This window comes from Zetaproteobacteria bacterium, from assembly GCA_003696765.1.
Lineage (GTDB): Bacteria > Pseudomonadota > Zetaproteobacteria > Mariprofundales > J009 > RFFX01.
The window spans coordinates 19051-27319 of record RFFX01000081.1; the positions used below are offsets into that span (position 1 = coordinate 19051).

Below are 8269 nucleotides of genomic sequence, written 5' to 3' on the forward strand. Positions count from 1 at the left end.
AGGATTCAAGGAGGATCTCATGGGTATCTACAATGCACTCTTCACAGGCGCGAGCGGCCTCTCCTCGTTCGGTGAGGCGGTGCGCGTGATCGGCGACAACATCGCCAACGTCAACTCGCTCGGATTCAAGGCACAGAACGTGGTCTTCTCCGACGTGCTCTCGCAGACGGTCAACGTCTCTCGCTCCAACATCGCCAACCAGGTGGGCAACGGTGTGCGCATCGCCCAGATCACCCGCGACTCCCAGCAGGGGAGCATCCAGAGCACCACCAACGCCACCGACATGGCGATCAACGGACGGGGGATGTTCGCCTTGCGCGACCCGGCCAGCGGCCAGACCTTCTACACCCGCGCCGGCGCCTTCTTCCTCGACAAGGATTTCAACCTGATCGACGGCCAGGGCTTCATCGTCCAGGGGTGGAAGACCGACACCACCGGTGCGGCCACCGGCAACGTGGGGGACATCACCTTCGCCAACCTGGCCGCCCAGGCCTCGGCGACGACCAAGGTGGATGTCGGGGTCTCCATCGACTCCAATGCGGTCAAGCCGGGCAGCGCCTTCAATCCCAACGACGCCACCACCTACAACTACAAGTCCGACGTCAACATCTTCGACTCGCTCGGCGCCACCCACGCGGTGAGCCTCTACTTCGTCAAGCAGGGGCTGGACGCCAACGGCCAGACGGTGTGGGACTGGCACGTGGCGGTGGCCGGCAACGAGCTGAAGGGGGCGGATTCCTCCACCCCGACTACGCCGGTGGAGATCGGAGGCGGCATCTACGACATCAACACCCCGGTCATTCCGGCGGGCACGGTCTGGCCGCAGAACACCGTGCTCAGCTCCGACACGGTGACCGACCAGACCATCATCATCCCCAAGGGGGCGCTCACCGACCAGTTCGGCACCACCAACATCGCCGCGATCACATGGACGGCCGGCCAGACCTTGGGCTCGGTCGCATCCCAGGCCTCGGTCGGCTCGCTCTCCACCTCCGGGTTGTTCACCCTCAACACCTCGGTGACGCCGTCGCCGACCTACAACGCGACCAACAGCACGATCCCCGCCAACACCACGCTCGAGGTGGGGACGGTGATCGATCCGACGACCACCACCAACAAGACGTTGACCGTCACCATATCCGATGAGGCGGGGACATCGGCCACGGTGACATGGACGGCGGCCCAGACGATGAGCGCCGCCGCCTCCGCCGCAGGGCTTTCGGCTACCGGTCCCTACCGGATCTCCACCGCCTCGTCGCTCGGGACGGCCGCGGTGACGGTGAACGCCGGCTCCATCGTGCCGCCGACGGTGGTCTCCGCCGGCAACATCTACCTGCCCGGCCACAACTCGATCAGCAACGCCACCACCACCGTGGCCAACGGCACGCTGCCCACCACCCTCTACGCCCAGAACAGCACCAACGGTCAGGCGGTCAACTCCAACGGTGTGGGGGCGACCATCACCGCCGACGCCCTGACCGTGGCCGGGTCGAGCACCATCACCTTCCCTCCGGGCTCGCTGCAGGACGAGAACGGCGTGGTCAACACCTCCACGGTCTCCTGGACGGCCAACACCAAGCTCTCGACGGCGGTGACCAGCAGCAACAAGACCATGGCCGCGCAGGGGGTCTACACCGTGGTCGGGACGGCGGACATCACCGTGCCGGCGAATACCACCCTCGGCGCTGGTCTGGTCAGCAATCCTGCGACCAGCAGCACGGCGACCACCGGCATCACCGGGGTGGGGCCGCAGTCGATGGTCTTCGACGCCAACGGCGCGCTGGTGCGGGAGTTCTCCCCCAAGATCACCCTGCCGTGGAACGGGGCCAACTCCAGCCAGATCAACTTCAACATGGGTTCGGCCACCACGGTGGATGCGCAGGGGACCACCGGCGGCAAGGGTCTGGACGGCGTGGTGCAGATGGCCGGTTCGTTCGCCACCCGGCAGATGACCCGCGACGGCTTCACCTCCGGCTTCCTCGACAAGCTGGAGACCGACTCCACCGGGCGGATCTTCGGGGTCTTCACCAACGGTCAGCGGCGTCCGCTGTTCCAGGTGGCGCTGGCCAACTTCCCCAACCCGGATGTGCTCTCCCATGTGGGCAACAACCTGCAGCAGGAGACGATCGCCTCCGGCTCGCCGGTGATGGAGAAGCCGGGCAACGGCGGCATGGGTTCGATCTCCCCCTTCGGCCTGGAGCAGTCCAATGTCGATCTGGCCGGGGAGTTCGTCAAGCTGATCGTGGTGCAGCGTGGTTACGAGGCCAACTCCAAGACCATCACCACCACCGACCAGATGCTCGCCTCGCTGATGCAGCTCAAGCGGTAGACATAACGTCGCATCGTCCTTCGCGACGGCAACCGGCCTTCCAGCCGCCGAAAGGGAAGGGTGTTCCCCTTCCCTTCCGCCGTCGTGGGAGGAGGCCGTTTCCCCCTCGGGTGACTTTCTGCCGTCGACCACGCTATCCTTGGCGCCGAATCGAGCTCCTGAGGGAGGTGGCATGGCTATTCTGGCTGGGAAGAAGGGGTTGATCCTCGGTGTGGCCAACGACAAATCGATCGCCTGGGGGGTGGCGCAGGCCTGCCGCCGCGAGGGGGCCGAGCTCGGTTTCAGCTACCTCGGCGAGGCGTTGGAGCGGCGGGTGCGGCCGCTGGCCGGGTCGGTCGATGCCGCCTTCCTGGCACCGCTCGACGTCGCCGAGGATGCGGCGATCGACGCCTTCTTCGACCGGGTGCGGGAGCACTGGTCGGAGATCGACTTCGTGGTTCATTCGATCGCCTACGCCAACAAGGAGACGCTCAAGGAGCCCTTCATTCGCACCAGTCGGGAGGATTTCCATCTGGCGCTCGATATCTCCGCCTACTCGATGATCGCCGTCGCCCGTCGGGCGGCCGCCATGATGTCCGCCGGCGGCAGTATGGTGACGATGAGCTACCTGGGCAGCGTGCGCGCGGTGCCCAACTACAATGTCATGGGGGTGGCCAAGGCGGCGCTGGAGTCGGCGGTGCGGTATCTGGCGGCCGATCTCGGCCGCGACGGCATCCGGGTCAACGCCGTTTCCGCCGGGCCGATCCGCACCCTGGCCGCCTCGGCGGTAGGCGATTTCCGCCGCCTGATGGCCAAGAGCGCCCGCGGCTCGATGCTCGGGCGCAACGTGACCCAGCTCGAGGTGGGCAACGCCACCGCCTTCCTCCTCTCCGATCTCGCATCGGGGATCACGGGGGAGGTGCATTATGTCGATGCCGGCTTCCATGTCGGGGCCGGTGATCCGGGGGCGCCCGACGCCTGACCGTGTCCGGATCGATCTACGGACGGTGCTTTCGTCTCTCCACCGCCGGTGAGTCGCACGGCGCGGGGTTGGTGGCCATCGTCGATGGCTGCCCCGCCGGCCTGCCGCTCTCCGAGGCCGACATCCAGCCCGACCTCGATCGCCGCCGTCCCGGCCGGTCGCGGCTGACCACCCAGCGGCGGGAGGCCGATCGGGTCGAGATCCTCTCCGGCGTCTTCGAGGGGGTGACCACCGGCACGCCGATCGCGCTGCTCATCCGCAACACCGACCAGCGCAGCGGCGACTACGAGGAGATCCGGGACAAGTTCCGCCCCGGTCATGCCGACTACACCTATTTCCACAAATACGGGCTGCGCGATTATCGCGGCGGCGGCCGTTCGTCGGCGCGCGAGACGGCGATGCGCGTGGCCGGCGGCGCCATCGCCCGCAAGCTGCTCGCCCGTTTCGGCGTCGAGATCTACGGCTGGGTCGACCAGGTCGGTGCCGTGCGCGCCGACCCCGCCCGTTTCGACCGGGCGGAGATCGCGCGCAACCCCCTCTTCTGCCCCGACGCCCGGGCGGCGGAGGCGATGGCCGAGGAGGTGGAGGCGGCGCGGCGGGCGCGCGATTCGATCGGCGCGGCGGTGGTGGTGGTGGCCGAGGGCGTGGCCGCGGGGCTGGGCGAGCCGGTGTTCGACCGGCTGGATGCCGAGCTGGCCAAGGCGATGGTCTCCATTCCGGCGGTCAAGGGGGTGGAGATCGGCGACGGCTTCGCCTGCGTGACCGCACGCGGCTCCGAGTTCGGCGATCCGATCCGCGCGGACGGTTTTGCCGGCAACCGCGCCGGCGGCATCCTGGGGGGGATCAGCAACGGCGAGCCCGTCCGTGTGCGGCTGGCGCTCAAGCCGACCTCGTCGATCGCCCGCCCGCGGCCGACCATCGACACCGCGGGCAACGAGACCGAGATCGTCACCAAGGGGCGGCACGACCCCTGCGTCGGCATCCGCGCGGTGCCGATCGCCGAGGCGATGATGGCGCTGGTGCTGGCCGATTTCCTGCTGCGGCAGCGCGGGGCGCGGCTGTGAGCCTCTCCTTCGGGCTGGTCGATGCGGTCGACATCCTGCTGGTCACCCTCTTCGTCTACGCCGTCCTCCACCTGATCAAGGGGACGCGGGCCGAGCAGATGCTGCTCGGGCTGCTGGTGCTGGTGGTGATCTACGAGCTGGCCGGCTTCTTCGGACTGCTGACGCTGGAGTGGCTCTTCGATCAGTTTTTCTCGGTCTTCGTCGTGATTCTGGTGATCCTGTTCCAGAACGAGATCCGGCGCGGATTGATGCGGGTGGCGCGCAATCCGATGCAGCTGCGCGGCGGTGCGCGGACGAAGCTGGTCGATGCGTTGGTGGCCGGCTGCAAGCTACTGGTCGAGCGCGGCTGGGGGGGGCTGTTGGTGATCGAGCGGACCACCGGTCTGCGCCAGATCTGTCAGACGGGGGTGGAGATGGATGCCCCGGTGGATGGCGATCTGATCGCCGCGCTCTTCTGTCCGGCGGCGCCGATGCACGACGGCGCGGTGGTCATCCGGCCGGATGCGCGGGGGGGGCGCATCGTCGCCGCCCGGGCGCTGCTGCCGCTGGCCCAGGCACGGGCCATCTCCGGTACCTTCGGCACCCGCCATCGGGCGGCGGTCGGCGTCACCGAGGAGAGCGATGCGCTGGTCGTCGTCGTCTCCGAGGAGCGGCGTGACATCCATCTGGTCAGCGAGGGGAGGATGAGCGCCGCGCTGGCGCCGCGACAGCTACGGCAGAGGCTGTTGCAGGAGCTGACCGTCGAGGAGGGTGAGGCGGCGGCCGGCTGGTTCGCCCGCTTGGGACGGCTGTGGGATCGGAGCTGAGCGGGCTGCGCGGGTTGCGCCTGTTGTTGCGCCGCCACTCGATGCGGATCTGGGCGGTGGTGATCGCCTTCGCCCTCTGGTTCCAGGTGCATGGCTCCGGCGTCGGTTCGGTCGGGATTGATGCCCCGCTGCAGGTGCGCGGGCTGGACAAGGCGCTGGTGGTGGTCAACGACCTGCCGGAGACGGTGCGGGTGACCATCAGCGGGCTGCAGGCGCGGATCAACCGGTTGAGCGACGGCGATGTGCGCATCACCATCGATGCGAGCGACATCGACAAACCGGGGGTGATCGATCGGGCGATCAGCGTGCAGGATGTGCGCCTGCCCGCCGGCATGAACATCGTCAAGATCCAGCCCGACCGGGTGCAGCTGCAGGTCGATCGGGTGGTCTCCCGCCGGCTGCCGGTGCGGGCGGCGATCGACATTCCCGAGCAGTGGCGGGTCGATCGGCTGACCGTCGAACCGGCGCAGGTGCAGGTGGCCGGCCCCGAGGTGTGGCTCGACGCCCTCTCCGGGCTCGACACCGAGACGCTGCGTCCCCCGCTGCGGGAGGGAGGGTTCACCATGGAGGCGCGGGTGGTGAGCCCGACCGGTCGGGCGGTGCGGATGGTCGATGCCGAGCGCAAGGTGAAAGTCTCCGGGGTGCTCTCCCGGGTGGCCGCCCCGCCGCAGGATTAGGGCGGGTGTCGGCGCGGGAGGTGGGCGCCGGCGTGACGCGGCGCTACTTCGGCACCGACGGGGTGCGCGGCCGGGTCAACACCCCGCCGATGACCGCCGAGTTCGCCCTGCGTCTGGGGCGGGCGGCCGGCTTCGTGCTGACCCGCCACCTCGCCCACCAGCCGCACATCCTGATCGGCAAGGATACCCGGCTCTCCGGCTACATGATCGAGAGCGCGCTCTGCGCCGGGCTGACCGCGCAGGGGATGAACGTGCAGTTGGTCGGGCCGATCCCGACGCCGGCGGTGGCCTACCTGACCCGCAGCCTGCGCGCCGATGCCGGGGTGATGATCTCCGCCTCGCACAATCCGGCCGGTGACAACGGCATCAAGTTCTTCGGCGGCGACGGCTTCAAGCTGCCCGACGCGGTGGAGCTGGAGATCGAGGGGGCGTTGGAGGAGCCGCCGGCGCTGCCGCCGGCGCTGGAGATCGGCAAGGCGGTGCGGGTGGGGGATGCGCGCGGCCGTTATATCGAGTTTCTCAAGGCGGCGCTGCCGCGCGGCGCCCGCTTCGACGGGCTGAAGGTGGTGGTCGACTGCGCCAACGGCGCCGCCTATCAGGTGGCGCCGGCGATCCTGCGCGAGCTTGGATGCACGGTGGTGGCCATTCACGATCGGCCGGACGGCTACAACATCAACCGCCAGTGCGGTTCGACCCATCCGGCGGCGATGGTCGGCGCGCTGCGTGCCCACAGCGCCGATGTCGGCTTCGCCCTCGACGGGGACGGCGACCGGCTCATCGCCTGCGACGAGCGGGGGGGGATCCTGGACGGCGATCGTATCCTGGCTACGCTTGCCACGCACCAGCAGCGCCACGGTTGGATGCGGGGCGACGGCGTGGTGGCGACGGTGATGAGCAACATGGGGCTTGCCCGTTATCTGGAGGGGCTGGGGCTTCGGCTCCACCGGGCGCCGGTGGGGGACCGCTACGTGCTGGAGATGATGCGGCAGACCGGCTGCAACCTGGGGGGGGAGCAGTCGGGCCACATCATCATGAGCGACTGCAACACCACCGGCGATGGCCTGTTGACCGCGTTGCAGCTGCTCTGTGCGCGGGCCGACGCCGGGGCGCCGATGTCACGCTTGGCGGCAGGGCTGACCCTCTTTCCGCAGCGGCTGTGGAACATCGTACTGCCTGAGCCGATCGATGTCGCAGCCCATGCAGGGGTGCAGGAGCTGCTGGCCCGGGCGGAGGCGCGGCTGGGCGATGCCGGGCGGGTGCTCGTGCGCATGTCGGGGACGGAGCCGAAGCTCAGGGTGATGGTCGAGGCGGAGCAGCGCGATCTGCTGGAGGAGGTGGGCGGGGAGCTTGTCGCGGATCTCGAGGCGATGTTGGGAGGTGATGGATGAGTACGTCGCAGGATCCGGATGGTGCGGCCGGGGAGGGCCGGGCGGAGCGCATCGAGTTCTCCGACGGCGAGGTGATCGTCGCCGAGGGGACGAAATCCCCGGCGGTCTTCTTCGTGGTCGAAGGGGTGGTGAAGGTGACCACGGTCGACGAACAGGGGCACGAGGTGGTCCTCGCCTGGCTGCGGCAGGGGGAGATCTTCGGCGAGATGAGCCTGATGTGCGATGTGCCGGCATCGGCGTCGGTGGTCGCCGACGGTGCGGTCACCGTCCACAGGATGACGTTGGAGGGCTTCATGGATGCGGTCCGCTCCCCACTGGCCCGCATGGTGATGGAGTCGCTCTTCGCCCGGCTGCGGCGGATGAACCACCGCTTGCTGGAGCTGGAGTCTCAGTTGCGGGAGGAAGAGCGCAGGGTCGATCGGCTGCGGCTGCGTGCGGAGAGTGATGCGATGCGCGCGCAGGTGGGCGATGCGCCGGTGGAGGTGGAGCGTTTCCCCTTCCATATCGGGCGGGGACGCGACGACGGCAAGCTCTCTTTCTTCTCGCTCTGGCACAACGATCTGGTCATCGAGGAGCATGCGCCCTATCATGTGTCGCGCAAGCACTGCCTGATCGACCGGCGCGGTGACGACTACTACCTGGTCGACCGTCACTCCCACTACGGCACGCTGGTCGACGGCGTGCAGATCGGCGGGGGGGCGGCCGATGAGGAGCTTCACCTGACCCCGGGGCGCCACCGCGTGCAGCTGGGTCGGGCCGACTCCCCCTTCGTGCTGTGGATCGAGGTGCCGGCGGGGGGCGGAGCGTAACGCGGGGCGCGGCCACGGACGGCCGCGCAAATCAAGGGCTTGCGTAAGCAAGCGATTGATTTATAAGGAGATAGAAGACCGCGCTCTTCGATCCCTGTCGAGCAAAAAGTCCACGGACGGACTTTTTGCGATGCGATCATGGATGACGGCTTCGTAAGAAGGCGGCATCCGCGACCAGGATGGTCGCGCAAATCCGGAGGTTGCGCATGCAAGCGACGGATTTGTAAGGCGATCG

Annotated in this window: 7 protein-coding genes; all 7 read left to right on the forward strand. The window is 68.4% G+C overall.

The window, feature by feature from the left end; all coding sequences use genetic code 11:
• The first annotated feature begins 19 nt into the window (after positions 1 to 19).
• The 7 genes from D6682_07810 to D6682_07840 all read left to right on the forward strand — a co-directional run bounded on the left by D6682_07810 (position 20) and on the right by D6682_07840 (position 8034).
• Positions 20 to 2329, forward strand: coding sequence for a flagellar hook-basal body complex protein (locus D6682_07810; protein ID RMH50124.1), 2310 nt, complete (start codon positions 20 to 22; stop codon positions 2327 to 2329).
• 172 nt (positions 2330 to 2501) lie between these two features.
• Positions 2502 to 3290: an enoyl-ACP reductase gene (locus D6682_07815; protein ID RMH50125.1), complete on the forward strand. Its 789-nt coding sequence runs from the start codon at positions 2502 to 2504 to the stop codon at positions 3288 to 3290.
• Positions 3291 to 3292: 2 nt separating this feature from the next.
• Positions 3293 to 4354, forward strand: coding sequence for a chorismate synthase (locus D6682_07820; GenBank protein RMH50126.1), 1062 nt, complete (start codon positions 3293 to 3295; stop codon positions 4352 to 4354).
• 98 nt (positions 4355 to 4452) lie between these two features.
• A complete protein-coding gene (locus D6682_07825) occupies positions 4453 to 5160 on the forward strand; it encodes a diadenylate cyclase (protein ID RMH50131.1) in 708 nt (235 codons plus the stop codon).
• Complete coding sequence (locus D6682_07830; GenBank protein ID RMH50127.1) at positions 5145 to 5837, forward strand: hypothetical protein; 693 nt, start codon at positions 5145 to 5147, stop codon at positions 5835 to 5837. The genes D6682_07825 and D6682_07830 overlap by 16 nt, the downstream gene beginning before the upstream one ends.
• Positions 5838 to 5869: 32 nt before the next feature.
• Complete coding sequence (glmM, locus tag D6682_07835) at positions 5870 to 7225, forward strand: phosphoglucosamine mutase (GenBank protein RMH50132.1); 1356 nt, start codon at positions 5870 to 5872, stop codon at positions 7223 to 7225.
• Positions 7222 to 8034, forward strand: coding sequence for an FHA domain-containing protein (locus tag D6682_07840; GenBank protein ID RMH50128.1), 813 nt, complete (start codon positions 7222 to 7224; stop codon positions 8032 to 8034). Before glmM ends, D6682_07840 begins: the two co-directional genes overlap by 4 nt.
• The last annotated feature ends 235 nt before the right edge of the window (positions 8035 to 8269 follow it).